24 protein-coding genes and 3 tRNA genes are annotated in these 25883 nt (G+C 49.6%); 8 read left to right on the top strand and 19 right to left on the bottom strand.

The window, feature by feature from the left end; genetic code table 11:
• The 7 genes from BZG78_RS07095 to BZG78_RS07065 all read right to left on the bottom strand — a co-directional run.
• Window positions 1-1282: ATP-binding protein (locus BZG78_RS07095; protein WP_131826072.1), on the bottom strand; the 1282-nt coding region annotated here is incomplete at its 3' end.
• Window positions 1263-1940, bottom strand: coding sequence for an ABC-three component system middle component 1 (locus tag BZG78_RS07090; protein WP_077660771.1), 678 nt, complete (start codon window positions 1938-1940; stop codon window positions 1263-1265). The genes BZG78_RS07090 and BZG78_RS07095, both read right to left, overlap by 20 nt.
• Entirely contained in the window at window positions 1933-3192 is a 1260-nt protein-coding gene (locus BZG78_RS07085) for an ABC-three component system protein (protein ID WP_077660770.1), read from the bottom strand. Before BZG78_RS07085 ends, BZG78_RS07090 begins: the two co-directional genes overlap by 8 nt.
• A 247-nt stretch (window positions 3193-3439) precedes the next feature.
• Complete coding sequence (locus BZG78_RS07080) at window positions 3440-3862, bottom strand: CBS domain-containing protein (RefSeq protein WP_077459689.1); 423 nt, start codon at window positions 3860-3862, stop codon at window positions 3440-3442.
• Window positions 3859-4209 carry a P-II family nitrogen regulator gene (locus BZG78_RS07075; protein WP_077660769.1) on the bottom strand — a complete coding sequence of 117 codons (351 nt, stop codon included), beginning with the start codon at window positions 4207-4209 and terminating at the stop codon, window positions 3859-3861. The genes BZG78_RS07080 and BZG78_RS07075 overlap by 4 nt, the downstream gene beginning before the upstream one ends.
• A 9-nt stretch (window positions 4210-4218) precedes the next feature.
• Window positions 4219-5001, bottom strand: coding sequence for a DUF1538 domain-containing protein (locus tag BZG78_RS07070; protein ID WP_077660768.1), 783 nt, complete (start codon window positions 4999-5001; stop codon window positions 4219-4221).
• Window positions 4998-5723, bottom strand: a complete 726-nt coding sequence (locus BZG78_RS07065; RefSeq protein ID WP_077660767.1) for a DUF1538 domain-containing protein — start codon at window positions 5721-5723, stop codon at window positions 4998-5000. The genes BZG78_RS07070 and BZG78_RS07065 overlap by 4 nt, the downstream gene beginning before the upstream one ends.
• Window positions 5724-5948: 225 nt before the next feature.
• Here BZG78_RS07065 and BZG78_RS07060 point away from each other — a divergent pair, with 225 nt between their 5' ends.
• Window positions 5949-6845: a TIGR01777 family oxidoreductase gene (locus BZG78_RS07060; protein ID WP_077460079.1), complete on the top strand. Its 897-nt coding sequence runs from the start codon at window positions 5949-5951 to the stop codon at window positions 6843-6845.
• A gap of 133 nt (window positions 6846-6978) precedes the next feature.
• Here the strand turns inward: BZG78_RS07060 and BZG78_RS07055 are convergent, their stop codons facing one another.
• On the bottom strand, window positions 6979-9420 hold the full coding sequence (locus tag BZG78_RS07055; protein WP_077660766.1) for an FtsX-like permease family protein: 2442 nt from the start codon (window positions 9418-9420) through the stop codon (window positions 6979-6981).
• Window positions 9410-10096 (bottom strand): ABC transporter ATP-binding protein, encoded by a 687-nt coding sequence (locus BZG78_RS07050; protein ID WP_077660765.1) that lies wholly within the window; start codon window positions 10094-10096, stop codon window positions 9410-9412. The genes BZG78_RS07055 and BZG78_RS07050 overlap by 11 nt, the downstream gene beginning before the upstream one ends.
• Here BZG78_RS07050 and tesA point away from each other — a divergent pair.
• The 3 genes from tesA to BZG78_RS07035 all read left to right on the top strand — a co-directional run bounded on the left by tesA (window position 10095) and on the right by BZG78_RS07035 (window position 12872).
• Window positions 10095-10706 (top strand): multifunctional acyl-CoA thioesterase I/protease I/lysophospholipase L1, encoded by a 612-nt coding sequence (tesA, locus tag BZG78_RS07045; RefSeq protein ID WP_077660764.1) that lies wholly within the window; start codon window positions 10095-10097, stop codon window positions 10704-10706. The genes BZG78_RS07050 and tesA overlap by 2 nt on opposite strands.
• Before the next feature lie 60 nt (window positions 10707-10766).
• Window positions 10767-11582 (top strand): SDR family oxidoreductase, encoded by an 816-nt coding sequence (locus BZG78_RS07040; RefSeq protein WP_077660763.1) that lies wholly within the window; start codon window positions 10767-10769, stop codon window positions 11580-11582.
• A gap of 435 nt (window positions 11583-12017) precedes the next feature.
• A complete protein-coding gene (locus BZG78_RS07035; RefSeq protein WP_025744736.1) occupies window positions 12018-12872 on the top strand; it encodes a co-chaperone YbbN in 855 nt (284 codons plus the stop codon).
• A 4-nt stretch (window positions 12873-12876) separates the two neighbouring features.
• Here the strand turns inward: BZG78_RS07035 and cueR are convergent, their stop codons facing one another.
• Complete coding sequence (cueR, locus tag BZG78_RS07030) at window positions 12877-13338, bottom strand: Cu(I)-responsive transcriptional regulator (protein WP_077660762.1); 462 nt, start codon at window positions 13336-13338, stop codon at window positions 12877-12879.
• A gap of 104 nt (window positions 13339-13442) precedes the next feature.
• Between cueR and BZG78_RS07025 the strand changes: the two genes are divergently transcribed.
• Together BZG78_RS07025 and BZG78_RS07020 are read left to right on the top strand one after the other, a co-directional pair.
• Window positions 13443-16232, top strand: a complete 2790-nt coding sequence (locus tag BZG78_RS07025) for a cation transporter (protein ID WP_199877170.1) — start codon at window positions 13443-13445, stop codon at window positions 16230-16232.
• A gap of 12 nt (window positions 16233-16244) precedes the next feature.
• Window positions 16245-16682, top strand: coding sequence for a DUF411 domain-containing protein (locus BZG78_RS07020; RefSeq protein ID WP_077460072.1), 438 nt, complete (start codon window positions 16245-16247; stop codon window positions 16680-16682).
• Window positions 16683-16822: 140 nt separating this feature from the next.
• On the opposite strand, the gene BZG78_RS07015 is transcribed toward BZG78_RS07020, so the two are convergent.
• The 3 genes from BZG78_RS07015 to BZG78_RS07005 all read right to left on the bottom strand — a co-directional run bounded on the left by BZG78_RS07015 (window position 16823) and on the right by BZG78_RS07005 (window position 17174).
• Window positions 16823-16899: transfer RNA gene (locus tag BZG78_RS07015), tRNA-Pro, on the bottom strand.
• Window positions 16900-16952: 53 nt separating this feature from the next.
• Window positions 16953-17029 (bottom strand) — tRNA-Pro (locus tag BZG78_RS07010).
• 53 nt (window positions 17030-17082) lie between these two features.
• Window positions 17083-17174 (bottom strand) — tRNA-Pro (locus BZG78_RS07005).
• A 305-nt stretch (window positions 17175-17479) separates the two neighbouring features.
• Here BZG78_RS07005 and BZG78_RS07000 point away from each other — a divergent pair.
• Entirely contained in the window at window positions 17480-17617 is a 138-nt protein-coding gene (locus BZG78_RS07000; protein ID WP_025675231.1) for a DUF3149 domain-containing protein, read from the top strand.
• Between the two features lie 144 nt (window positions 17618-17761).
• Entirely contained in the window at window positions 17762-18346 is a 585-nt protein-coding gene (smrA, locus tag BZG78_RS06995) for a DNA endonuclease SmrA (protein WP_025744495.1), read from the top strand.
• A 61-nt stretch (window positions 18347-18407) separates the two neighbouring features.
• On the opposite strand, the gene BZG78_RS06990 is transcribed toward smrA, so the two are convergent.
• The 6 genes from BZG78_RS06990 to BZG78_RS06965 form a co-directional block, all read right to left on the bottom strand.
• Window positions 18408-19025, bottom strand: a complete 618-nt coding sequence (locus tag BZG78_RS06990; RefSeq protein ID WP_077460070.1) for a LysE family translocator — start codon at window positions 19023-19025, stop codon at window positions 18408-18410.
• Between the two features lie 18 nt (window positions 19026-19043).
• Window positions 19044-19517, bottom strand: a complete 474-nt coding sequence (gene ybaK, locus BZG78_RS06985; protein WP_025744494.1) for a Cys-tRNA(Pro) deacylase — start codon at window positions 19515-19517, stop codon at window positions 19044-19046.
• 96 nt (window positions 19518-19613) lie between these two features.
• Entirely contained in the window at window positions 19614-21287 is a 1674-nt protein-coding gene (ushA, locus tag BZG78_RS06980; RefSeq protein ID WP_077660760.1) for a bifunctional UDP-sugar hydrolase/5'-nucleotidase UshA, read from the bottom strand.
• Between the two features lie 272 nt (window positions 21288-21559).
• Window positions 21560-22906, bottom strand: a complete 1347-nt coding sequence (locus BZG78_RS06975; RefSeq protein ID WP_077660759.1) for a Na+/H+ antiporter NhaC family protein — start codon at window positions 22904-22906, stop codon at window positions 21560-21562.
• A 320-nt stretch (window positions 22907-23226) separates the two neighbouring features.
• Window positions 23227-24774, bottom strand: coding sequence for a DHA2 family efflux MFS transporter permease subunit (locus BZG78_RS06970; protein ID WP_077660758.1), 1548 nt, complete (start codon window positions 24772-24774; stop codon window positions 23227-23229).
• Between the two features lie 2 nt (window positions 24775-24776).
• Complete coding sequence (locus tag BZG78_RS06965) at window positions 24777-25817, bottom strand: HlyD family secretion protein (protein WP_077460065.1); 1041 nt, start codon at window positions 25815-25817, stop codon at window positions 24777-24779.
• Between the last annotated feature and the right edge of the window lie 66 nt (window positions 25818-25883).

Raw genomic sequence — 25883 nt, 5'->3', positions numbered from 1 at the left:
CATCTATTGCATCAATTAAGAGTTGATACTCATTATAATCAAAGCCACAGAGAGGACAGCTACTTTCATTTTCTCTTATTGTGGCTTTTAATCTATTACGTAATTCCAACGTTTTGGTTTTAGTATCACCGATCGTACTTTGATAAGTTTGAAGTTGTTCTTTTTGTTTAACTAATTCGGAAAAATCATCAAACCCGTCGGCTAACGATTGCTTTAACAGAGGTAAATCAATCTCTTTAAGTTCAGTTGCATTCTTTTTTGCAACCATTATCATTTTCTCTAATGGCTTTCTTTTTTCGCGTAGATCTCTTAATGATTTTAGTTTGTCGATATGTGAAGCAAGTCTAACTGTCAGAACAAATTCTTCAGTCTTCAAAAAAGCACTCTTTTGGCGGTTTCGTTCTCGTATTGCCACCTCATCAGAGTGCTCAACAAGCGTTTTAAGTAAGTTAACAGAAACTAAATGATTGGGATAATCATTTAGACGTTCGGCTGTTAATGGAGTCTCAGAGTCCCAAACTGGAATCACCTCATTAGTTGTTAATCGTAAATATTCAATAGATTGACCTGGTGCAGATAATTGCTGCTTAAGTTTTTCAACTTCAACTTTTAAAGAATCACGGACTCTTATCTCATGATCATAAGCCTTTTTGCGGGCGATTTTTAAGTTTCGTATATTGTCCAGTCGAGCATTTAACTCATCAAGGTTTATAAGGTGTTCTATTTGTTTCGTTCTTGTTGTGTCCTCGCAACAACCATCTGGAATTATAAGCGCTTTGCTATCTTGCTGTAGGTAGTTCAATACATCAAAATTCTTTTTAAAATTACCTCCTAAGTATTTCTTCCAGAATGCATTTTCATCTAAAATTTCTACTGCTGATGACCAGTCATCAAATTCTTCTGATTGATATAACTTAAAGATAGAAAAGTCACTTGGCTTGTTCATTTTCGCTTTCATATCTTTGGCATCAGCTTTGCGCATAATATTTATTGTCTGACTGCCATTTGTCAGCTCAGCGATGATACGAATATCGCCAGTATAGCCGTTGTGACGGTAAAGATTGCTTTTAAAGCTATGCTTGTTGGGGGTAACAGGCTTTAGCCTGGCAGCAATGCGTGGTAGCTGACCGCGAAACAATAATTGCTTGGCATCAAACAAAGATGTTTTTCCAAATCCATTTGGACCATCATAGATAATGAGTGCGTTGTTATATTGCTCGTCGAAAGAATTAAATATTTTGAAGCCATTTATTTTCAGCCGATTAATCCGCCATTTGTTCATTAATTAATTCCTCCATGACTTCTTGATACCCATCACCGTTGGTCAATTGTAGCTCTATTGAATTATAAAAACCCGATAGCTTCTGCTCGCTTAGAAATTGATCTGCAAGTTGATTTGCATTTGTTAATACTGCTTCTTTTGCTGGAACAGCTAGAAACGGAAACTTAACGTATAGGCGACAAGCTAGACTAAAGGCTGACTCTTTAAAAGGGTATTGCTTATAGTGATTAAAGGACTCAGGTTCTGTAATTAGTTTTTCTATACTTCCTCCCGTATCTAAGTATTGCTTTAGCTTCTCTAGTTCAGCCTCTGTGTAGTAGAGAACATGTTTTTTGAGACTGTATGCATTTTCCTCTATATCAAAGATCTTATGCTCGTATTGATGAAGTTTAGTCAGACTATCTAACCGAAACAGAATAACTAAATCGGTGTTTTTTGCAAAAGTTGGGGTTTCCAGAAGGCTCTGAGGAGTATTGCCTTGTATGTACTCATTTAGCTCGGAAGGTGTACTGAGCTTATCTGATTCTAAAACAACGAGAAAACGCTGATAGCTTACATGATCAGCTTTATAAAATGCCAGATCTTCGAGTAGAGTCTCAAGTTGCAGGAATTGGCAAGGAGAACCTTTTACCACCTTCTGAATAATTTTTTTAATCATTTAGTTCCTCTTGGGCATCGTCTAGAGATATAAACCTCACATTATGAATTTTGGTAAGGCGACTCTGATTTAAATCATCATCAGAAATATCCAGAAACTTACCTGTTAATTTTGAGGCTTCACTAAGTGGGAAAGCTGAATGCTTCATATCAACAACCAAATTGTTATATTCATATAACACATCCTGAATAATTGAGTTTTCACGTAAAGCCTCCACATTGTTCTGTATGTCTGATAGAGAGAGCTTTTCATTAATCTTTTTTAATTGGATAGCTGTCGGCAGATACGTACCATATTGTGGCTGATAATAATGAGGGAGATCCTTAAGAACAACTAACCGCTCTAAGATTGCAATAATGCTCATATAACTTTCGACACTATCATCGCTAAACCCTTTAATGGAAACCGAATCAAGATTTGGTTTTTTGGAGTAGTAAAGTCGCTTTAATGTTTCCAAGTTCATTAGCGCTATTGCATTCCGGCAGACTAATACGTCTACACGTGATATATCATCCGACTCTTTGTGGCTTTCAATCAATTCATCCGTTCTATCCAAGATATTGCGCCTAAAACGGTTTAAGACGACATTTTCATCAGTTTCATCCAGCACTTCCGATTTTAAGCATTCCTCAATTTCAGATAGGGATATTGGTGTCTTATTTGCCGAATCAAATTTCAATTCACTATCATTATGAATTTTGGCATGCGCAGAAATAACTTTTGTATCAAGTAGAGTACATAGAAGACCGAGCTTGTACTGGATTAGTAGGGGGGAACAGTTTAGTTTAACCTTTTCTAAATAGTCAGAGACCGCTTGTTCTAGCTGCTCATTAACATGATCGAGCCTAAGGTACTGGTTGTCATCTGAGTAATGATAAAAATCTACTTGGTTTTGAGTTGCATTAGTCGGGGTGTAAGGAGAAAAGTCATCCAACTCACAAGAAACATGGAACCAACGTCTGGTAGTTTTATCTATACTGCTTGTAGATATTTCAGCAGCCTGTTTAAGAGCTTCGTCATATGCTGAGCGTCTTCTATTGTCTCTCGCTTTAACCTGATGAAGACTTAAAGCCTTCCCCTCCAAGTCATAAATAACAAAATCGTCAAGCGTCTCAACTTTTAAATGATCTGCATTTGAATTGCCACTGATGAGCAAATGAATACAATGGTAGAGAGCTATTTTCCCTTGGTATATAAATCCGCTCCATGATGCTATTGCGCTGCTCTTCTTTATTTTTTTTGAGATATTCATATCTGATTAGATTTACGTGTACGGCTTGACTGACAATATGATATAGGTAGATATACAATACATTCAATAAATTTATCAGCATTATTACATCTTAAGACAGCACTCTAGGATCAAACTGCTTCTTGCCATCCATTACTTTTTGTATAACAAAACTAGCTAATCATCCGAAATAACAATTCGTCCCCTAGCTCATTTTGGGGCAAAAATGAGCTAGCCCCATTCCCTCCAAACCACCTAACATCACCCCCTAATCCTTCCTATGCTGGCTCTCTACTTCTTCGGCAAGCATGCCGTAGATCACGATTAGGTTATAACTCACCATGCCGAGGACTTGCCCGTTTTCAATCACGGGGGCGCGGCTGATGCCGAAGCGTTCGAATAAACGGGCGCAGTATTTCACATTCATATCGGGAGAGACGCTAAGCGCGGGTTTGGTCATAATTTCATAAACATTCACCCGAGATGGCGCGCGGTTTTTGGCGAGCACTTTTTTGGCAATGTCGTTCATTAACACCAGGCCGTGTTCGTCGCTGTCGTCGCGTTTATTAACAATCAGTGCTTTGACATCTTCTTGGCGTGCAATGCGGATCGCTTCTTCGACCGTGGTGAGCCCATCAATACACACGGCATGGGCATGCATCACATCTCTTACCGTTTTATGTTGTTTCATAACTCGTCCTTCACCACTTCGGTTAATTCTCGCATTTGGTGGGCCACGCCCACGGCATCTTCCACATCAATTTGCACCGCGATACCACTGCCAGGCGTGGCATCAAACTCGCCCACATCATTAATGGTTTCGAGTATGGCGCGCGCCAGGTGCTCTTCCACCAGGAAGATCGCCACGTCCCGCTGCACATCGAGCGTGAGGCCTAAAAAGGTTTTTTTCTGAACCAAGCCTTCGCCACGTGCGTTGTTAATAATGGTGGCGCCGGTGGCGCCAGCTTTTCTAGCGGCATCGAGCACCGCATCGGTTTTGGCATCTTCAATAAACGCCATGATTAATTTGAACCGCATAGGCTCTCCTTACGATGAACGCTGTGCGTGCTTTTTTTGTAAATAGGCTGTGATTTGGGCATAGCCCATCACGGTGATCATCGGAAACAAACTGGCAAACGCAATTAAGCCAAACCCATCAAGCATCGGGTTTCTTCCCGGTACGGTAGAGGCTAGCCCTAACCCCAGCGCCGTCACCAAGGGTACGGTGACGGTTGAGGTGGTCACCCCTCCAGAATCATAGGCCAAGGGCACGATAAACGGCGGGGCAAAATAGGTTTGGATCACCACCACCACGTAGCCGGTGATGATGTAATAGTGGAGCGGATCGCCCACCACAATGCGATAACACCCCAAGGCAATCCCCATTGCCACGCCAAGCGCCACCGAGGCGCGCAAGCCATTCACCCGAATCGCCCCGCCCGAAACCTTGGCTGCTTTGATTGCTACCGCAATTAACGAGGGCTCAGCGACCGTGGTGCTAAAGCCAATCGCGGCACCAAAAATATATACCCAATAATACGCTTGCCAGTTAATCTCGCCGCTTGCTTTAATTGCAGCCCCAATAAACTCAGGAGCGGTCAGCTGCTCGGCCATCGACGATCCCAGCGGGAATAGCGCGAGCTCCAGCCCCATTAAAAACAGGCTCAAGCCCAAGATGACATAGAAAAAACCGAGAATGATCCGTTTGGGGTTATTGAGCGCTTTGCGTAGTACAAATAGCTGAAAACCAACAAGGATCGCAATAATGGGGATCACATCGCGCACGGTGGAGAAAAAAGTGTCGAGAAACAGGGTGAGGTTATTACTCATGCCACCACCATGCCGTAGGCCATCACGAAGATCATCGGTGATAGCGAGGCGAACGCAATTAAGCCAAAACCATCCACCATGGGGTTACGCCCTTTAATCACGGTTGCTAGCCCCACGCCGAGCGCGGTCACCAATGGCACTGTAATCGTGGAGGTGGTTACCCCACCCGAGTCATAGGCAATGCCGATAATGCTCGGCGGGGCGACCATGGTCATCGCCACCACCAGCAAATAGCCGCCAATGATTAAACGGTGGATCGGCCAGCCTTTTATAATCCGCACCACGCCCAACACAATCACAAAGCCGACGGAAAGCGCCACCGTGATCCTAAGGCCATTGGCGTAGTTGTCTTTAGCCACTTCGCTGGTGTGTATCATCCCGCCGTTAGCGGCGACATCTGCCGCCTCTGCCGCTACCGCGGTGAGTGCGGGTTCGGCAATGGTGGTGCCAAACCCGAGCAAAAACGCAAAGGTAATCAACCAACCTAAACTGCCTTTGTGGGCCAGCGAATGCGCCATCGATTCGCCAATTGGAAATAGCCCCATGTCCAAGCCGTACACAAATAAGGTCAGCCCCACGACCACCAGCACCAAGCCAAAGGTAATTGAGATCCAGTTGGGCAGCGGTTGTTGCAGCACAATGACCTGAAAAAAGCCAATCACCAAGATAATGGGTAATAGGTCACGAAAGCTTCCCAGCAATGATTTGAATAACGCTTGCATGTAGGCGACATGACTCCTTGCGTATTAACAGTAAACACGGTGTTTATGTGCCTATTTATGTTAACACTCCCAAACCAAGGTGCGAGAAGCAGAGCAAAAAACTGCGCGATCCAACCGATTTTGGTTGCGGTACGTATCAGGATGCAAAGCAATCACTTGCGCTAAGTCTAAAACCCTCTTAGCGTTACGGTTAGGGATTACAACAACACGTTTAGGACATCAGGCATGAAGATTCTTATTACCGGCGGCACTGGCCTGATAGGTCAGGCGCTAATTCCGCGATTACTCTCTGAGCATCAAGTCACCGTGCTGTCTCGGTCGGTGCAAAAAGTGACGCAATGTTTTGCCAATAGTGTTACACCGCTGGAGCGGCTCGATGATTTGTCGCATCTGAATGATTTTGATGCCGTGATTAATTTGGCCGGTGAACCTATCGCTGATAAACGTTGGAGTGAGCAACAAAAAGGGATTATTTGTACCAGCCGCTGGGGGCTGACCGAAAAGCTGGTTGAAAAAATCCATGCCAGCAGCACCCCACCTCACACCTTTATTAGTGGCTCGGCGGTGGGCTATTACGGCGATCAGCAAGATCGCGCCTTTGATGAAACCTTGATGGTTCATGCCGATGACTTTGCCCAGCACGTGTGTCATCAGTGGGAGAAAATTGCACTGAAAGGCGCCTCAACCAACACCCGAGTGTGTTTGCTGCGCACCGGCGTAGTGTTAAGTGCCGAGGGGGGCGCGTTGAAACGGATGATGCTGCCTTACAAGCTTGGGCTCGGAGGCCCGATCGGCAAAGGGCAGCAATATATGCCGTGGATTCATATTGATGACATGGTCGGTGCCATTATCCACCTGCTCAACACCCCTGAGCTCAAAGGGCCGTTTAACTGCACCGCCCCGGAGCCAGCGACCAATAAACGGTTTAGCCAGGCGCTCGCCAGTGCCTTAAAACGCCCGCATGTGTTCTTTGTTCCCACACTCGCGATCAAAACCATGATGGGCGAAGCCTCGCACTTGTTGCTCGATAGCCAGCGCGCCTTGCCGCATGCGTTAGAGGACTCAGGCTTTGAGTTCCAGCACCCCAAGGTGGAAGAAGCGATGCAGTCTTTATTTAAATAGCGCTTTTTACCTTTCGCACAAGCGTGTTACTGGCCAGATTTTACTGGACGTTTGATACAAAAAAGCGGGTATCAATTTTCTTGATACCCGCTTTGTTATGTGTAAAACGAGGATGCTTTACACCCGCACCGTGTTAACGCCGTTGCGGGTCAATCAGTTTACCCAGCATTGAGGCGACGGTGACAAACACCGACCCCACTGCTAACACCGGTAGCACCGCCCAAAGCTCGGGATGCAAACGTACTTCCATTTCAAAGCCCCATTTGAGCAGCCCTGCCATCGCCGCTTCAGCGCCAAGCACCGCCATTAACCCCGACACCAAGGCCATCACCCCATACTCACTCCACAGAGTGCGTTGAATACGGGTGCGGCTGGCCCCCAAGGTGCGGTAGAGGTTAATTTCCTGCTGGCGTTCGCTCAGGCTGATACGCAGCAAGGTCAGCAGCAGTAGCAAGCCGCTGATCACCGCCAGCCCTGCCAACACAGAGAGCGACAAGCCAATTTGACGCAAAATCGATTGAATACGACTGCTCATGGTGCGTAAATCGAGCAGCGTGACGGTTGGGTATTCCCGCGCCAACCGATTGAGCAATGACGTTTGTGATTCATCAAGTCGGAAGCTCACCAACCAGTTGGCCGGTTTGTCGGCGAGAGTGTCACGATCGAAAATAAAATAGAAGTTAGGCCGCATGTTGCGCCATTCGACTTCACGAATCGAGTTGACCGTGGCGGTAAAGTCTTGGCCGGTGACGCTAAAGGTGAGGCTGTCGCCAATCTCAATCCCTAAACGCGCGGCAATATCCGCTTCCACCGATACGCCATTTTCGGTTGGCCAGTCGCCCGCAAGCACCTCATTATGCGAAGGCAAGGTTTCACGCCAGGTAAAGTTAAGCTCTCGGCGCAGCGCTTCATCGGCTTCATCGCGCTCGGCTTCATCGGTGGAAACCTGGTAGCGCTCGCCATTTTTGCCCACTAACCGCCCGCGCACGATCGGATACGCATCGGATCGCATCAAGCTGGCTTGGTCGAGCTCTCCCACATAGTCTTGTTGCGCACTTGGTGCAATGTTCATGGCAAACACATTGGGCGCATCGGGTGGTAGCATCCGTCCCCAATCGGCGAGCAAATCGGTACGCAGCAGCCAGATGATCGCCAACAGCATAAAGGAAATGGCTAGCGCGCCAAGCTGAACACTGCTAGCGAGCTTGTTGCGGGTGATCCGGCTGAGGGCCAATTTCACCGACGGCGCGCGTACGCGCGATTTCACCAGCTTGAGCAGGCCTAAGCCAGCCAATGCGAGCAGCACGATCATCGCTGCCATCGCCGCTAACACACTCCATAATAAGGTGTTATCAAACGCCCACAGCGCAAGCGCGCCAACCGGAATCGCTATCAGGATAGCGGCGGTACCACGACGATGCCGCCCGCTGCCAGCCTGCGATTGCACGGCTGCCAACGCGGGCGCATCCAGTAATTTCAGCAATGGCACACCCAGTGCAGGTAACGCCACCAACAAAGCAACCCCTGGCGCGAGCACCCATGGCACCCAGCCGTAACTGGGCAGCGGTGAGGGCAATACGTCGGTTAGTGGTAAACGCAGGAGCACTTCCAATAGGTAGCCGGCGCCTAAGCCCACCACGGTCGCTAACACAAACAATAAGGTCAGCTGACGCGCTAACCAGCGCCGCACCCACTGCTGACTGGCGCCCAGACTTTTTAGCATCGCCACCAAATCGGCGCGACTTTTGGCATAGTGCTGACACGTGAGCGTTAAGGTGGCCGCGGCCATCACAATCACTAAAACGACGGTAAGAGATAAATACTGGCGGCTGCGATCCAGCATATCGCCAGTACGATCAGAGGTGTTTTCATCCACCCAGCGCTCGCCGTCTTGCAGCGTATAGCTGTCCCTTGCGGCACTTAAACTTGGCTCATCACCGGTTAAGAAGTAGCGATAACGTACCCGGCTCCCTTCGCGTACCACGCCGGCGGCAGGCACATCATCACGGTGCATCATCACCGCAGGCATTTGGCTAAAAGGATTAAACGACAGCTCTGGCTCGGCGGCCAAGGTGCCACTGACGCTCAGATCAAGATTACCAATCGAGACCTTATCGCCCGGCTTAACATCGAGCAAACTAAACACCCGCTCAGACAGCCATAGCTCACCGGGCTGAATGCGTCGATCTCCCGTTAGGGCTTGGCCGTTTTGCTCCAACACCAAGTCGCCACGCAACGGATAGAGGCTATCCACCGCTTTCACGCTCACCAGCTGCATGTTTTGTTCGCTGAATGCCATGGTGCCAAAGCGGGTTTGTGCTGATACCGTGGTGCCCGCTTGTTTAAAGGTCTCAATTTGCTCGGTGTTCACAGGCTGGCGCGTGCTTAACACGGTATCAGCAGCAATCAGGTTGCGCCCTTGTTGGGTGAGGACGTTTTCAATTCGATCGGCCAATGCGGAAAGCGCGAACACACAGGTGATAATCAGCGCCAGCGCCACCGCCACCGGCCATATCTGTCCATGCAAAAGCTCTCGCCACGCCCAGCGGTTAAGCAGTCCATTATTACTCGCCATTGACGTGCTCCTGTAGTTTGCCGCTGTCCATCATCAAGGTACGCTGACAGCGTTTGGCCAGCGCCGGATCGTGAGTGACCAACACCAAGGTGGTGCCATGCTTTTCATTCAGCTCAAACAGTAAATCAATAATGGTTGCGGCGGTTTTTTGGTCGAGGTTACCGGTTGGCTCATCGGCAAATAACACGTGCGGGCGGATAATAAAGGCGCGCGCGAGGGCGACACGCTGTTGTTCGCCGCCAGAGAGCTGTGAAGGTAAGTGTGTTTCCCGTCCTTGCAATCCTACCGAGGCCAGCAGTTGCTTGGCGCGGGTTTCGTCTTCGTTTTCGCCACGAATGGTCAGTGGTAGCATCACGTTTTCTAATGCATTCAGTGATGGCACTAAAAGAAAGCTTTGGAACACAAACCCTACCGATTCCGCGCGCAGGGCGGCACGGGCATCTTCGTCCAAGGTGGAAAGCTTGTGCCCGAGCAGATCGACTTCGCCTTCACTTGGCGTATCTAACCCGGCAAGCAAAGTCATAAGGGTCGATTTTCCCGCGCCCGACACGCCCATTAGTGCAATCGACTCACCCGCCTCGATTTGTAGCGAGACATCCTGCAAAATGGTAAGCGGCTGTTCGCGTGTCACGACATGTTTTGCAATTTTTTCGGCTCGAATAACAGGAGAGGCCATGTTACGCATCCTTACTTTGTTGTGTTTTTTGTGGGTGAGCAGTGCCAGTGCACAAACGCTCCTCGTCCTCGGTGATAGCCTAAGCGCTGGCTACCAAATGGCAGCTGAACAAGCCTGGCCTGCCAAGCTACCGCGCGCGCTGCAAGATCGCGACCTAGATGTTAAGGTGATCAATGCCAGTATATCGGGTGACACCACAGGCAATGGCCTACAACGTTTGCCGCAACTGCTTGAGCGCCACCAACCTGAGTGGGTGCTGATCGAGCTCGGCGGCAATGATGGCCTGCGGGGTTGGCCGTTCAACCGTATACGAGACAACCTTAAGCAATTGATCACTCAGGCACATACGGGCGATGCCAAGCCGTTGTTAGTACAAATCCAGATCCCGCCCAATTACGGCCAGCGCTATGCGCAAGGGTTTGCTGATATTTATCCTACACTGGCAGAGCAAACACAAACCCCCTTACTGCCCTTTTTTATGGAGTCTGTGATCCAAAAGCCTGAATGGATGCGTGATGATGGCATTCATCCGATGCCGGCCGCCCAAACGTGGATTGCCGAGTTTATGGCAGAGCAACTGGTACCGTATCTGTCACAGCCTGACAGTTAATCAACAACAATCAACCAATAGGGATAACGATGACAGCCACCCCCCCCTTTAAAAAACGCGATCCTTATCACCGGTTGTTCAACAGGTATCGGTTTTGCCTGTGCCAACGCCTTGCATGCTCAGGGCCACACGGTGATCGCAAGCTGCCGAAAAGCGGAGGATGTCACACGGTTGCAGCAACAAGGATTAACCTGCATTCAGTTAGATGTTTCGGACAGCAACAGCATTGATCGCGCGGTGGCCACGATTGATGAAATGACCGGTGGGATCTTGTTTGGCCTCTTTAATAATGGCGCTTACGGCCAACCTGGTGCGCTGGAAGATTTGCCCACCGACGCGCTGCGCGCTCAGTTTGAGACCAATGTGTTTGGCTGGCACCATTTAACCCAAGCCTTATTACCGATGCTGCTCAGTCATAGCGGGGGACGGATTGTGCAAAACAGCTCGGTGCTTGGCATTGTCGCGCTCAAATACCGTGGAGCCTACAATGCGAGTAAATTTGCGCTTGAAGGCTGGACCGATACCCTGCGTTTAGAGCTGAGCGATACGCCGATTAAGGTGAGCTTGATTGAGCCTGGCCCGATTGAAACGGCGTTTCGTGCCAATGCGCTCAGCGCCTTTAAACACTGGGTCGACCCGAATAAAAGTCGCCACCAGCAAGCCTATCAAAGCCAAATCGACCGTCTTGCTGCAGACGAAGGCGGCAACAAATATACCCTACCCGCCGACGCGCTGGTTGCGCCACTGACGCATGCCTTGTTCTCGCCTCGCCCCAAGGTGCGTTATCGCGTCACTCAACCCACCGTATGGATGGCGATTCTCAAGCGACTGCTCCCTAGAGGTTGGCTGGATCGGGTCTTGCTCAAAGGCAGTTAATGCAACAATAAGCCGTCGCGGTAAAAAATGTGCTGACTGCCTCATTTGTCATACTTTTGTCATAGAGGTGGGCTAATCTAATTTGTAATGACGACAAAGGCTTTGGGCAACGGGGCCTTCTTGTTAACAGGTAGCATTATAAAGACAAACACAACAACAGGAGCCGGCGGATGACCTTACATCAGTTAAACTGGCTCTGCTTGAGCGTCGCATTGTGCGTGGTGCTCTTGTTCTAACCCGCACGTGTTATTGTTAAAACGTCGCTTTTTTGCAGACCGACGAAATAGGCCACCAAAAGGTGGCTTTTTCGTTCCTCGCCCCCTGTCTGTTTTGCACATTCCATCGAGCTTAAACACGCAATTACAGGGCCAGTTGCTTGAATTTCTGCACGTTTGCCCCCACCCTTAGTGAAAATCCATATCGTCAGGATCCATGATGAACGCAAACTATATCGTCGAATTAACCGAGCATAATTTTCAGCAAATTCTCGAATCATCGTCACGCACGCCTGTGCTGATTTACTTTTGGGCTAATATGATGCCCGAAAGCGTGGAGCTAAAACCCACCGTCGAACAAATTGCTCACGACAGTCATGGCACCTTTACCCTTGCAACCATTGATTGTGAAGCGCAACAAATGATTGCCGCCCAATTCGGTGTCCGTGCGCTTCCAACGCTGGCATTGTTCAAAGATGGTCAGCCAGTGGACGGTTTAGCTGGCCCACAAAACTACGACACAGTGCGCGAAATGCTTGATAAGCACTTACCTAGTCAAGAGAGTCAAGCCTTTGATCAGGCGCGCCAGTTAATGGCAGAGGGCAATTATACCGATGCGCTTGTGATCATTAAGCCGCTGGAGTCCAGTCTTGGCGATAAAGCGGAATACAAGCTTGCCCTTGCAGAATGCTTGGTAGAAACCCACCAGTTTGATGCCGCACAAGCCATTCTTGAGACCATTTTGCTGCAAGATCAAGACGCGACTTATAAGTCATTGATCGCAAAAATTGAATTGCACCATCAAGCCGCAGATGGCCCCGAAATTCGACGCCTGCAAGCGACGCTTGAAGAAAATCCAGGGGATGCAGGTGTCGCGTACGAGCTGGCTTTGCAGTTTAATCACATTAACCGCAGTGAAGATGCGCTTGAACTCTTGATGGGTATTTTGCGTCGCGATCTTAATTACGCCGATGGTGAAGCCAAGAAAACCTTTATGGATATTTTGGCAGCACTCGGCCAAGGCAACGAGATCGCCTCACGCTATCGCCGCCAGCTCTATTCACTGCTTTACTGATCGTTTAATTGACCGCTGGCGATTGGGTCCCCGATGCGCAACAACTTGTGGCATCGGCTTTTAAATCGCCTAACTCACTGTCACCGCGCAGTGCTTCGATAATCGGACACTGCGCGTCACCATCGCCCGGACAAGCCTGAGTCAAGGCATGCAGTGTGGTTTTCATCGCCGCCAACTCTGCGATTTTTTCATCAATTTCAACCAGTTTACTCTCTGCTCGCGCTTTGACATCGGCACTACGCAAAGACGGATCGCGCGATAACGCCAATAAATCGCTACTCTCATCTAATGTAAAACCCACCAGCCGTGCACGGCGAATCATTTGTAGCTCACTGACATGCTGTTCGCCGTAATCCCGGTAACCATTATCGGCACGATGCGGCGGGGTGATCAGTCCTTTTTGTTCATAAAAGCGGATGGTTTTGCTGGTTAAGCCGGTTTTTTCGGCCACTTGTTGAATTTTCATATTCGTCGCTTGACCTTCCAGTAACTATAAGGTTTACAGTTTAGCTTAACTGAAATTGCGACAACCGCCAACATCTCACGATGAGAGGCTATCAAGGAGAGGCAATGACGACGACCGACACCAAGATCACCTATTACACACTGCCGTTAAGTGGCCTAAGCTGCCAAGGCTGTGTGAAAAAAGTGACGAAAGCGCTCGAGGATATCGACGGCGTTCGCATTGAGGACGTTGACACCCAATCACTCTCGCTTGAGACCTGGGGCGAAAGCGAACAATATTCTCTTCGCCAAGCAGTCTCAGCAATTGAATCGCTTGGCTATCATGTCGGCTACCGCCATCATTTCACGTTAAGTGGCTTAAACTGTGGCCGCTGTGTCGCTAAAGTAGAAGCAGCATTGGACGAGCAGCCCACCGTGTTTACACACGCCGTCAGTAAAACCCATGCCGAGGTGCACACGAGCTTGAGTGCTGATGCACTGATTGAGATTATCCACCAGCTGGGTTATCAAGCGGCACGCGCATCTGATAATGACGCAAACGTGAGCACTGACAACGAATCACCAGCGCAGACAGACGCACGTAACGCGAATCCAGAAACCTCAGAAGCATCGGAAGCATCGGAAGCCAAGTCATCCTCGGTCGATAATCCTGCAGATTCAAGCAAGGCCAGCCGTCAGCAATACGTATTATCCGGTATGACCTGCGCAAGCTGCGTGCAAAGCGTAGAAAACGCGATTAGCGGTGTGGATGGCGTGGCGAACGTGAGCGTTAACCTAGCCGAGCGTAGCGCGATTGTTAAAGGCAGTGCATCGTCAGACGCCATTGTTGCGGCAGTAGCAAACGCTGGCTATGGCGCGGAAAAAGTCGAAGACGATAATGATCGGCGTGAGCGCCAGCAAACCCAGCAAGCCAACGAGCTAAAAAACTTTAAACGCAGTACGTTCGCGGGCTTAGGCTTGGGGGCGCCACTGATGGCTTGGGGCGTATTCGGTGGCAGTATGACCATTCAATCGAGCCAAGATCAGTGGGCGTGGGGCGCCATTGCGGTGGTAACCCTCTTGCTTCTTGCAACCGGTGGCCGTCACTTCTTTGCCAATGCCTGGCAAGCGCTGATGCACAAACGTGCCACCATGGATACGTTGGTGGCGCTCGGTACCGGTGCCGCGTGGCTGTATTCCACCGCGGTGGTCATCGCGCCTGCATTATTCCCAGAGCAAGCCCGTCATGTGTATTTTGAAGCCTCAGCCATGATCATTGGTTTGATTAGCTTAGGCCATGCGATTGAAGCACGTGCCCGTGCCAATACGTCTAAAGCACTCGACCAATTACTTGATTTACAGCCACCTACAGCCTTAGTCATTGAAAACGGACAAGAAACAGAGCGTCCGCTTGATGAAGTGAAACAGGGAATGACACTGCGGGTTAAACCTGGCGCTAAGGTACCGGTTGATGGTGAAGTGGTTGATGGCAGCAGCTATATCGACGAATCCATGCTGACCGGTGAGCCTGTGCCTGTTCATAAAACAGCGAGGGACACGCTTCATGCCGGGACCGTGAACCAAAAAGGTGGCTTAACCTTTAAAGCCACTGGTGTGGGCAGCGATACCATGTTGGCACGTATTATTGATTTAGTGCGCGAAGCGCAAAGTAGTAAGCCTGAACTGGCGAAGCTTGCCGACCGTATTTCAGCGGTATTTGTGCCTATCGTGGTCGCCATTGCCATTGTTACCGCGGCTATCTGGTATTTTGTCGGTCCAGAGCCGTCGGTCAGCTACATGCTGGTCACCGCGACCACGGTGTTGATCWTCGCCTGCCCCTGCGCGCTTGGCTTGGCGACCCCTCTATCCGTTACCGCTGCGGTGGGTCGCGCCGCCGAAGTCGGGGTCTTAATCCGTGATGCTGATGCGCTGCAAACCGCGGCAAAACTGCACACCTTGGTGTTTGATAAAACGGGCACACTGACCCGCGGCCAGCCCGAAGTCACGCATGTGAATGCTATTCACGGCGACCAAGAGCGCCTCATGGCAATTGCTGCCTCACTGGAGCAACACTCCGAGCACCCATTGGCCCAAGCGATTGTTGGCTATGCCAAGCAGCAGACACTTGCGTTGCCGACATCAAATGACTTTAACAGTGAATCTGGCAAAGGGATCCAGGCCAAGATCGACGGTGAACGTTACTACATCGGCAACCAAGCGTGGATGCAGGCACAAGAGATAGATACTGACGCCCACCAAACCGATATCGACGCCATGACTCAGCGTGGCGAAACCGCGATTTACCTTGCCAATGCGGACAGCGTACAAGCGCTGATTGGTGTCAGTGATCCGATTCGTGATGATGCCATAGACGCGATCGCTCGCCTGCAACAACAGGGGCTTGAGGTGATCATGCTCTCTGGCGACCACCCAGATACCGCCAATGCGATTGGCCGTCAGCTGGGCATTGATCACGTTATTGCCGGTGTGCTGCCTGATGGAAAATCGGAACAAATCCAGTCTCTCCAACAGCAAGGTAAATGCGTTGCCATGGTCGGTGATGGTATCAACGATGCGCCGGCACTTGCGCAAGCCGATGTCGGTGTGGCGATGGGCAGCGGCAGCGATATTGCGATAGAAAGCGCGCAAATTACGCTGATGCACCAACACCTTGGCGCCTTGGCAGACGCCATTGGGCTATCTCAAGCCGCGGTACGCAACATGAAACAAAATCTCTTTGGTGCCTTTATCTACAACACCTTGGGGATTCCGATCGCTGCCGGCATCCTTTACCCCTTTACCGGCATGTTGCTCAGTCCGGTGATCGCGGGTGGCGCAATGGCGCTCTCTTCGATCACGGTGGTGACCAATGCAAACCGATTACGTTTTTTCAAAATAAAATCAGACGATAAGTAACAAGGAGCGATAATGAAGCGTTTACAACTACTTGTAGCAACAGTGGGCCTAATGAGTGCCTCGGCGATGGCCGCGAGCGGTGTGGTGTATAAATCCCCCAGCTGTGGCTGCTGCGACGATTGGGTTGAGCATATGGAGCAAGCCGGCTTTGAGCTAGAGGTAAAACCGCATGACAACATGGCGTCAGTCAAGCAAGACATGGGCGTCCCAGCTGATATGCAGTCATGTCATACCGCACGTATTAATGGCTATGTGATTGAGGGACACGTTCCTGCCCAAGAGGTGAAAAAGCTCCTGGCCACCAATACGGGGTTAGAAGGACTGGCCGTTGCAGGCATGCCGATTGGCTCACCAGGTATGGAATACGGCGATCGTCAACAGCCTTATACGGTCATGGCGTTTGATAAGGCAGGCAATACCCAAGCATTCCAGCACTACCCTAAGCCTTAAGTGCTGGACCGAGAAAACGAAAAAACCCCAGCCAAAAGGCTGGGGTTTTGCGTTGGTCGGTGAAGAGGGATTTGATGGGGCGGCCCCCGCGGGACCGGCTCCCGGCCCCCGACCAAATACGCTCTCCACTACCTGGATAGTGGTCGGTGAAGAGGGATTCGAACCCCCGACCCTCTGGTCCCAAACCAGATGCGCTACCAAACTGCGCTATTCACCGTTAATGCTTTTTACGTCAACCAAGTAACCTTCGATCACTCAGTTTTAAAATAATGGTCGGTGAAGAGGGATTCGAACCCCCGACCCTCTGGTCCCAAACCAGATGCGCTACCAAACTGCGCTATTCACCGACAATGTTCTTTACATCAGCCAAGTAATCCTAGAGTACCGAGCTTAAAAATAGTGGTCGGTGAAGAAGGATTCGATTGGACCGGCTTCCGGCCCCCGACCCTCTGGTCCCAAACCAGATGCGCTACCAAACTGCGCTATTCACCGACATATGACAAGTTTTACGAACTGATGTTCGTCTTGTCAAGCACAGAGCTATGCGATCAAATGCATCCCCGTGCTGAGGTCGACTATCATACTCAAGCATCACGAAACCTCAAGCCCTAATCACGTATTTTTTCTCCCCTCTCAGTTAAACGGTGAAAGTCGCATCAGTTGCGAGCAAATTGTGATCGCATCGTGGTTAACAAGTGTTGATAAATTGTTCGACATTTCTATTGATCTTGATCAGTATTCAACACAGTTCCTATTGGCATTCTGACCCTACATTAACGGACACGAGGGTACAGACTATGGACTTTTGGCTTGATCTACTTTTCGGCAACGCCGTGGGCTTGTCATCCATGATTGTCATCATCTGTACATTTGCCCTGATCAGTTTCTTTGGCGGCTATTTTGTCTACAAAGTGATGACATCTAAACCTCAATAACCTGTTTTATTGCCTACCTATCTTTAAGCAAACTTGCTTAACCTAGTGTTACACGGTTGGTCACAGAGTGTGGCGCTAGGTTTCTTTTTTTATTTTCGTTTATACTGTCCCAAATGACTCCACGACGTAGATGGCCCTGTAGTGATGAGTGATAAAAACGAATTTGAGCTATTCCGAGAAATGATGTCTGACGTGGCGCCAATCGAACAGGACACGGTTGAGGACCAAGCCGGACCGCACTCGCCGACTGAAGCGCAACTTGCCCGTCAGTACGCAGCACAGAGGTTAGCTCACAGTGATCCTGAGTATCTATCACTGGATTATGCCACCATGGTTAAACCCGACGATGTCATGGCTTATAAGCGGGATGGCGTGCAAGACGGGGTCTTTCGCAAGCTACGCTTGGGTAAATATGACATTAATGCTCGACTTGATCTGCACAAGATGTCGTTGGAAAAAGCCCGTGATGAAATTCTACGCTTCCTAAAGCAGTGCCAACGAATGGACGTGCGTACCGTGATTATCGTTCACGGTAAAGGCGAAAGGAGCAACCCACCGGCAATGATGAAAAGCTATGTCTGCCAGTGGCTGCAACAAATTTCTGACGTGCTCTGCTTTCATTCTGCTCTGCGGCATCAAGGCGGATCGGGTGCGCTGTATGTGATGCTCAAAAAGAGCCAAGAGAAAAAGTTAGAAACCCGCGAACGACATCTCAGTCACCGTGCCTGAACAACAAAAAGACTGGCGAGTTGCCAGTCTTTTTGCTTTATTGCTTTGTTGCTTTATTGCTTTACTGCAGCGTAAATACCACGCGTATTGCTAGCGCGATTAAAACCACCCCTGACAGCTTGTCAATCCAAGCGCCACGATGACGGATTTTGTCAACAATGGTGGGGCTTGAGAGCAAAAATGCCACCAATGTATACCAAAGCCCGTCAATCAATAATGGGGTTAGCACAATCACACTGCGACTGAATAAGTCAGACCCTACTGCGACGAATTGACTGAATAAGGCAATAAAAAAGAGCGCCAGTTTAGGGTTTAGCATGGAAATCATCGCGCCATCACGCGCCGCTTCGCTAAGGCTTGCGGTTTTGCCCGCCTCTAGCTTTGCCGCGACGCCGCCTTTGCTCAGGAGTGATTTGATCCCTAACCAACCGAGATACGCCGCCCCTGCGTAGGCGATAATCGTGAACAAGATAGGCGATTGTTTAAAGATAACCGCTAACCCTAACATGGTAATTAACGCATACAGGCCAACACCAAACGCATGGGCCCATGAGGCGACAATGCCATGTAGGCGGCTGTTAGCGAGGCTATGTTTTGCCATCACCACCAAGCTGGGCCCTGGTGACATCGCTCCCAGCATACAAACTAAGGCTAACGATGCCCAAATGGTCAATGTCATGCTTGTTTATCCTCTTTTTTACTCGCCAATCGCAGCATACTGCCCCGCGGTTAATGTCATCAGATCGTCCGGGGACAGTTCAATTTCTAAACCGCGACGGCCCGCGCTAACGCACAGGGTTGAAAACTGTTTTGCTGAGGCATCTAAAAACGTCGGTAGACGCTTTTTCTGTCCGAGCGGACTAATGCCACCGACAAGGTATCCGGTTGCGCGTTGTGCCACCTGAGGGTCGGCCATGGTTGCTTTTTTCCCGCCCGCCGCTTTTGCGGCCGCTTTAAGGTTTAAGCTTCCTTTTACCGGCACAATAGCAACGGCCAGCTGTTTACTGTCACCATTGATACAAAACAATAAGGTTTTAAAGACTCGGGCCGGATCCTGCCCCAACGCTTGAACCGCTTCATCGCCAAAATTTGGATTATTTGGATCATGCGCATATTGATGAACCGAGAAGGCAATTCCCTGTTTTTCTGCCAATTTTATTGCTGGCGTCATAATGTTTCTCTACTACTCCAACACCGCATTATCATTACATAAAAAAAGCGGCACTGCATCGGTGCCGCTTTATCTTTATCGCCATTTTATCCGGTTTTATTTGTAAACAATCTCACCTTGTGGCGCATAATCGTTGACGTCGATAGGGCTGTTTGCTTCAAGGTAGTCTTTGAGCACCTCCGCATCGACAAAACCTGTGTTGACGTTACCTGGGTGGTTAGTCAGTTTTGGATAACCGTCACCGCCGGCCGCATTAAAGCTTGGCACGGTAAAGCGATAGGTTTTTTCCATATCAATCGGTTCGCCGCCAATTTTCACATCGTGAACGCTGCCGTTTTCAACCACCATTGAAACGCCGGCAAATTGGACATACGCGCCAGAGTCTGCGGGTTTGGTGCCAACCACATTGAGGTAATCCATCACTTCTTTACCGCTCATGTCGGTGTAAGTGACCATGTTGCCAAATGGCTGCACTTTAAGCACGTCTTTGTAAGTGATATCACCGGCGATAATAGAGTCACGCACACCGCCTGAATTCATCACCGCAAAGTCAGCGTTAGCGCGTTCCATATGCGACTTAGCAATTAAGCGGCCTAGGTTGGTTTGCTGGAAGCGCACCACATCACGATCGCCTTCTAGCTTGCCGTTACTCTCAGCAATCTTAACGTTGAGCTTCTCTTGGCCTTTGTCTTGGTATGGCTTCAAGAAGTCATACAAAGCTTGGTCTTTTGCGATTTCATCTTGAATAAAGACGCGCTGGCTCTCACCATCAACCTTGATTTTCTTTTTCAGGTTCACAGGAATAAGATCGTAGCTGACAAGATTTAAATCGCCATTCTGGAATTCAAACTCGGCTTTACCGACATATTTACCCCATTCATGGGCTTGCATGATCCACGCGCCGTTTTGCTGGTCTGGGGTACACGCATCACCGGGCTCGAAACTCTCGTTATACGTGTTCGGTCCTTCCATACAAACCGGCTCTTGTGAATGGCCGCCGATGATAAGGTCAAGGTCGCCATCATCCATATAGCGCGCCAACGCCACATCACCCGGGGCGTTTACACCGCTTTTGCCATCTGCATAGTGGCCCATATGGGTTGCCGCAATAATGATATCCGGCTTTTCGGTTTCTTTGAGCTTGGCGATCACTTTTTTCGCTTCTGCTTTCGGATCACGGAAGTCGAGCGAGCCAATGTACTCAGGGTTACCAATTTTCGCGGTATCTTCTGTGGTCAGACCGACAACCGCAATTTTTAGGCCATTGCGCTCAAACATCTCGTAGGCCTGGAATTTGCGCTCGCCCGTTTCTTTATCGTAAATGTTGGCAGACAGCATTGGAAAATCGGTCCACTGCATTTGCTGCTCGAGCACGCTCAATGGGTTATCAAACTCGTGGTTACCAATTGCCATGGCGTCGTAACCGATGCGCGTCATCCCTTTAAAATCCGGTTCCGCGTGGAGTAGATCAGACTCTGGGACACCGGTATTGATGTCACCGCCTGAGAGCAGTAGCACTTCACTGCCTTCTGCTTGTGCTTCTGTACGCAGCTCATCGATCAGCGTTTTGCGCGCGGCCATGCCGTATTCGCCATAGCGGTTGTGCCAGAAACGACCGTGATTGTCGTTGGTATGAAGAATGGTGAGTTTATAAGTGGTATCTGGCGCCCAACCTTGCTCTGGTGTCTCAGAGCCTGAGTTGGCACACCCTGCCAATGATGCAATTAACGCAGCACTAACCGCTGCCTTTAAACAAAGACGTTCCTTCATGATCATAGACCTTTTTAGCGAGGGATAAACCACCATCGACATCATTGTCGGTGGTTAGAAAACGCTATCTAGTCTAAAAGAATTGTTGCTATAGCGCTGAGCCATTTCATATTTTTGTTGCGATGATCACTATACGATATCCAAAATTACTGACTTTGGTGATCGGGGCAAAATTTCTAGAGCCAAGACTCTAAACCATTAAAAAACGGTGCAGCCTTTGCTTAGCTAATGAGACAGACAAAGCCAGCACCGTGGTTTTTTTCAAGTGACGGTTACGCGCGGCGCGCTTGCCACCAATGACGACTACTGACAGCAATTAAGGCAGACGCGGCTAAAAAGAAACAGTAGTAAGAATGGCTGACAATCACTAAAGGAGATAGCCCAAAGCTTGCACCGAGTAACAGAATTTGTGCGCCATAAGGAATCATGCCCTGCACGACACATGAAAAGATATCCAACAAGCTTGCACTTCGCTTAGCCGGTACGGAATGCTCAGTTGCTATATTTTTAGCCACTTGGCCCGATACAACAATGGCCACGGTATTATTGGCCGTACATAAGTTAGCGAAAGACACTAACAAGGCGATGCCAAACTCGCTCGCACGAGAGTGATGCTGACCTTGGTTTTTCTGAAAGCGGACAATCACTTTATTGACTGTGTTGGTCAAAAAGCTTAATCCACCTTGGCAACGCATCAATTCAGCAATACCACCAATCATTAACGAGAGTACGAAGATTTCTTGCATGCTGGCAAAGCCGTCTTTGACCTCTTGGCTAAACGTCATCAAGGTAAAGTCAGGCGTGCTCATCAGACCCACGCCCATCGCCAGCAAAATACCTGAAGTCAGGACAACAAACACATTTAGTCCCGCCAGTGCCAATACGATGATCGAAAGGTAAGGGATAACCGCCAAGTAGTTAATGCTCTCAGGCGCTTCAACTGGCGCACTTTGATTATTAAATACAAACAGAATGATCGCAGCGATGGCAGCAGGAATGGCAATGCCAACGTTTTCTTTAAACTTGTCACGCATGCTACAGCCTTGTGAGCGCGTGGCCGCGATTGTGGTATCAGAGATAAACGATAAGTTATCGCCAAACATCGCGCCGCTCAGCAATACACCTGCCATGACAGCGGGCGATTGACCAGTTGCAGTGGCCATGTTCAATGCAAAAGGCGCAAGCGCGGCAATGGTGCCCATCGAGGTGCCCATTGCGGTGGAAATAAACGCCGCAATCACAAATAAGCCCGGCAGAATAAGGCTTTCGGGGATCAGCGCTAACCCAAGATTGACCGTGGCTTCCACGCCCCCGGTTGCATCCGCCACCGAAGAAAACGCACCAGCCAGCAAATAGATTAAACACATGGCAATAATATCACCATGTCCCATGCCACGAATGAGCTGCTCAATGGCCGTATTCAGGCGCTCGCGGCTTAGGCCAATGGCCAAGATTACCGCGGGTAAAATCGCGACGTGTGCAGGCAATTGATAAAAGGCGTAGTCGACACCTTCTAAGGTAAAATACACGCCCGATCCAATAAAAAGGATTAAAAATAAAATCAGGGGAAGCAGTGCAAGCGCAGAAGGCTTCGGTGTGGTGTTTGCTGATGTTGTCATGGCAGTTTTGTTATACCTCTTATAAAACTGTCAACAAGATTACAGCCCTCTAGCCGTCCAGTCAACAAATAGACGTCTAAACATCTAAAAACCTCAACGGCTCGTACTCACTGCTAGACAGTGTTTCGCAACCAAAGCTGATCTTGCCAGCAAGGCGAACCCAAACAAGTGACACTGTGGCAGACGAAAAGACAGCGACAATAGCCGAATACATCGGACAACGCTGTTTGTCGGTCGAGCTACTTGGACTTATCAGGAAGGATAGCGAAGGAAGCGGCGGTACACCGCTCCCATTTTGCGTTGTGACTATCGAGCGGGGGTTAGTCTTCGAGCGAGAGGATCACCACGGCTGCCAATGCTAAGAAGCCGGTCATCACCATAAAGGCATCGTTGTACGCCATGATGGCGGCGTCACGTTGCATCACATTCAGCACGCTGGCTTGTGCTTGATGCAACGCGGTGGTGGCATCACTGCCTGTGGCGATAAACCAATCTGTTTGTTGATGCAAACGCTGCCAACCTTGCTCGCTCACTGTGGACAAGGTGGCTTTGATGTTCGCCAAGTGCAAGCGTGTTTGGTTATCTAGCAAGGTCGCTATCATGGCAATGCTAAACGCACCGCCCAAATTACGCATCACATTGGTGAGTGAGGAGGCATCTGGCGTGTCATCACGCTGGATATGCTTCAGTGCCACTATCGACAAAGGCACCATAATAAATGGACTACCAATGGCACGCAGGATCATGGATAAAACCAGCTGCTGACCACCAAAATCGACGGTCATGTGTGTGTTGACGTAACAACTTAGCCCAAACATTACAAAGCCAAATGTCACCATGTGGGTTGGGCGAAACACGCGCATTAACTTAGGCACGAGCGGAAAGAGTAACAACTGAGGCAACCCCATCCACATCAGTACTTGGCCAATTTGCATCGCGTTGTAGTGTTGGATCTGGGTGAGATACAACGGCAACACGTAAATCGAGCCCAGTAAGGCCATACCCAAAATTAAATAGGCAAAGCAGGATAAGGCAAATTGCTTGTCTTTCAGTAGCCGCAAGTTCACCAGTGGACGGGGGTGCTGCAGCTCGTTAATCACAAAGTAGACAATGTTCACCACGGAAATCGCACTGAGCGTGATAATAAATGACGAGCCAAACCAATCTTCACGATTGCCCTCTTCAAGAACCACTTCTAAGCAGCCGAGCCCTAACGCCATAGTGGCAATTCCGACCCAATCGGCCTTTTTCAGCAATGACAATGATAACGGCGTATCCTCAAGTCCGTAGCGGATCATGGCTATCACCAGCATTGCTGGTGGAATATTGATGTAGAAAATATAGTGCCACGACAGATTTTCCGTCAGCCAGCCACCAAAGGTCGGTCCAATGGCAGGCGCAAACGTCGCCGTGACACCGAACATCGCCATACCAATCGCCTGTTTGTTGGCGGGTAACAGTTGCACCACCAGCGAGAAAGCCAATGGGATCAGCGCGCCACCGCTAAAGCCTTGCATCGCTCGAAACACGATCATCGCGCTCATATTCCAAGACAGTGAGCATAAAAAAGACGAAAGCGTAAACACCGCAGTAGTCCATGTCAGATAGCGCCGTACGCCCAGCGCCCGCGACAACCAACCACTGAGCGGGATCGCAATCATCTCTGCCACTAGGTAGGACGTCGAGATCCACGAGCTTTCGTCCAAGGTCGCCGACAGCGCCCCTTGAATATCTTTTAGCGATGCATTGGTGATTTGAATGTCGAGAATGGCCATAAAGGCCCCAATCAACCCACCCAAGAGAGCAATCCAGTTTTTGAGCGGCACCTGCTCGCTGTAGGCATCAGCCGTTAACGTAGTCGCGGTCATCTTCAGCCTCGTGTATCTACCGTTGCAATCACGGATAACCCTGGCAATAACTTGGCTTTAAGTGGCTGATCAGGGATCCGGACTTTAATCGGCACCCGCTGAACAATTTTCGTAAAGTTCCCCGTGGCATTTTCAGGGGGCAGCAGCGCAAACTGTGCGCCCGTGGCTGGCGAGAAGCTATCGATCACGCCATGTAGTGCTTGTCCGGGAAACGCGTCCACTTCAATATCCACCGATTGCCCCGGCTGGATATGCGCGATCTGTGTTTCTTTAAAATTCGCTTCAACCCACACCTTCCCTTGAGGCACCAAGCTGACTAACGGCATACCCGGCTGAACCAGCATGCCAACGCGCAAACTCCGTTTACCAATCACCCCATCAACAGGCGCATAAAGGCGGGTGTCATCCAAGTTAAGCTGCGCTTGTGTCAGCTTAGCGGTGGCATCATCAATCGCAGCTTGGGCTTGTTTCAGCTCACTGGCTAATACAGCTAATTGGTCACTGGCGGCATGATGCGCGGCTTTAGCTTGTTCCAACTGGGCGAGTCGTACTTTTTGCTGCGCAAGTTGGGCATCCAGTTCATCTTCAGAGGAATAATGTTGCGCGATTAAACGCTGGGTACGGGCCACTTGCTGCTTGGCACGATCGTACTCGGCTTGCGCGGATGCCATCTGGCTGGCGGCTTGGCGAATCTTACTGTTCTGCAAGGTTTGTTGTGCGTGCAGATGCTCGACACTAGCGCTTGCCGAGGCGAGTGCTGCTTTAGCTTGTGAGACCGCGGTGCGATAATCGCGATCGTCAATTTCGGCCAGTAAGGTCCCGGCTTTTACAAACTGGTTATCGTCGACATATCGGGCAACGATATAGCCAGCGACTTTGGGACTGATGGTGACGATATCCCCTTTTAGGTAGGCGTTATCGGTCGAGACATGGTACTGCCCCTCCATCCACCAGTACCCGGCGCCAAGCACACCAATCACGAGGAATATCAAGGTCGCCAATAGCGGCGCTTTAATGCGTTTCGAAGCGGTTGAGGCTGTCATGAGGTCTCACTAATGTTAGTTAAATCAATACCAAGCAAAGTATTTCGAATTGTAAACCAATCGTAT

The sequence above is a fragment of the Salinivibrio sp. MA351 genome, assembly GCF_001996065.1.
Lineage (GTDB): Bacteria > Pseudomonadota > Gammaproteobacteria > Enterobacterales > Vibrionaceae > Salinivibrio > Salinivibrio costicola.
This window is presented reverse-complemented; position numbering and strand designations above follow the sequence as displayed.

What these genes read in the sequence shown, in the direction of transcription:
- ushA (WP_077660760.1), bottom strand. Translation starts at nt 21,287, where the DNA reads ATGAAGGAACGTCTTTGTTTAAAGGCAGCGGTTAGTGCTGCGTTAATT.
- BZG78_RS07080 (WP_077459689.1), bottom strand. Translation starts at nt 3,862, where the DNA reads ATGAAACAACATAAAACGGTAAGAGATGTGATGCATGCCCATGCCGTG.
- BZG78_RS07085 (WP_077660770.1), bottom strand. Translation starts at nt 3,192, where the DNA reads ATGAATATCTCAAAAAAAATAAAGAAGAGCAGCGCAATAGCATCATGG.
- BZG78_RS07055 (WP_077660766.1), bottom strand. Translation starts at nt 9,420, where the DNA reads ATGGCGAGTAATAATGGACTGCTTAACCGCTGGGCGTGGCGAGAGCTT.
- BZG78_RS07050 (WP_077660765.1), bottom strand. Translation starts at nt 10,096, where the DNA reads ATGGCCTCTCCTGTTATTCGAGCCGAAAAAATTGCAAAACATGTCGTG.
- ybaK (WP_025744494.1), bottom strand. Translation starts at nt 19,517, where the DNA reads ATGACGCCAGCAATAAAATTGGCAGAAAAACAGGGAATTGCCTTCTCG.
- BZG78_RS06970 (WP_077660758.1), bottom strand. Translation starts at nt 24,774, where the DNA reads ATGACCGCGACTACGTTAACGGCTGATGCCTACAGCGAGCAGGTGCCG.
- BZG78_RS07035 (WP_025744736.1), top strand. Translation starts at nt 12,018, where the DNA reads ATGAACGCAAACTATATCGTCGAATTAACCGAGCATAATTTTCAGCAA.
- BZG78_RS07070 (WP_077660768.1), bottom strand. Translation starts at nt 5,001, where the DNA reads ATGAGTAATAACCTCACCCTGTTTCTCGACACTTTTTTCTCCACCGTG.
- BZG78_RS07090 (WP_077660771.1), bottom strand. Translation starts at nt 1,940, where the DNA reads ATGATTAAAAAAATTATTCAGAAGGTGGTAAAAGGTTCTCCTTGCCAA.
- tesA (WP_077660764.1), top strand. Translation starts at nt 10,095, where the DNA reads ATGTTACGCATCCTTACTTTGTTGTGTTTTTTGTGGGTGAGCAGTGCC.
- BZG78_RS07075 (WP_077660769.1), bottom strand. Translation starts at nt 4,209, where the DNA reads ATGCGGTTCAAATTAATCATGGCGTTTATTGAAGATGCCAAAACCGAT.
- BZG78_RS06965 (WP_077460065.1), bottom strand. Translation starts at nt 25,817, where the DNA reads ATGACAGCCTCAACCGCTTCGAAACGCATTAAAGCGCCGCTATTGGCG.
- BZG78_RS07000 (WP_025675231.1), top strand. Translation starts at nt 17,480, where the DNA reads ATGGACTTTTGGCTTGATCTACTTTTCGGCAACGCCGTGGGCTTGTCA.
- BZG78_RS06990 (WP_077460070.1), bottom strand. Translation starts at nt 19,025, where the DNA reads ATGACATTGACCATTTGGGCATCGTTAGCCTTAGTTTGTATGCTGGGA.
- BZG78_RS06975 (WP_077660759.1), bottom strand. Translation starts at nt 22,906, where the DNA reads ATGACAACATCAGCAAACACCACACCGAAGCCTTCTGCGCTTGCACTG.
- cueR (WP_077660762.1), bottom strand. Translation starts at nt 13,338, where the DNA reads ATGAAAATTCAACAAGTGGCCGAAAAAACCGGCTTAACCAGCAAAACC.
- BZG78_RS07020 (WP_077460072.1), top strand. Translation starts at nt 16,245, where the DNA reads ATGAAGCGTTTACAACTACTTGTAGCAACAGTGGGCCTAATGAGTGCC.
- smrA (WP_025744495.1), top strand. Translation starts at nt 17,762, where the DNA reads ATGAGTGATAAAAACGAATTTGAGCTATTCCGAGAAATGATGTCTGAC.
- BZG78_RS07065 (WP_077660767.1), bottom strand. Translation starts at nt 5,723, where the DNA reads ATGCAAGCGTTATTCAAATCATTGCTGGGAAGCTTTCGTGACCTATTA.
- BZG78_RS07060 (WP_077460079.1), top strand. Translation starts at nt 5,949, where the DNA reads ATGAAGATTCTTATTACCGGCGGCACTGGCCTGATAGGTCAGGCGCTA.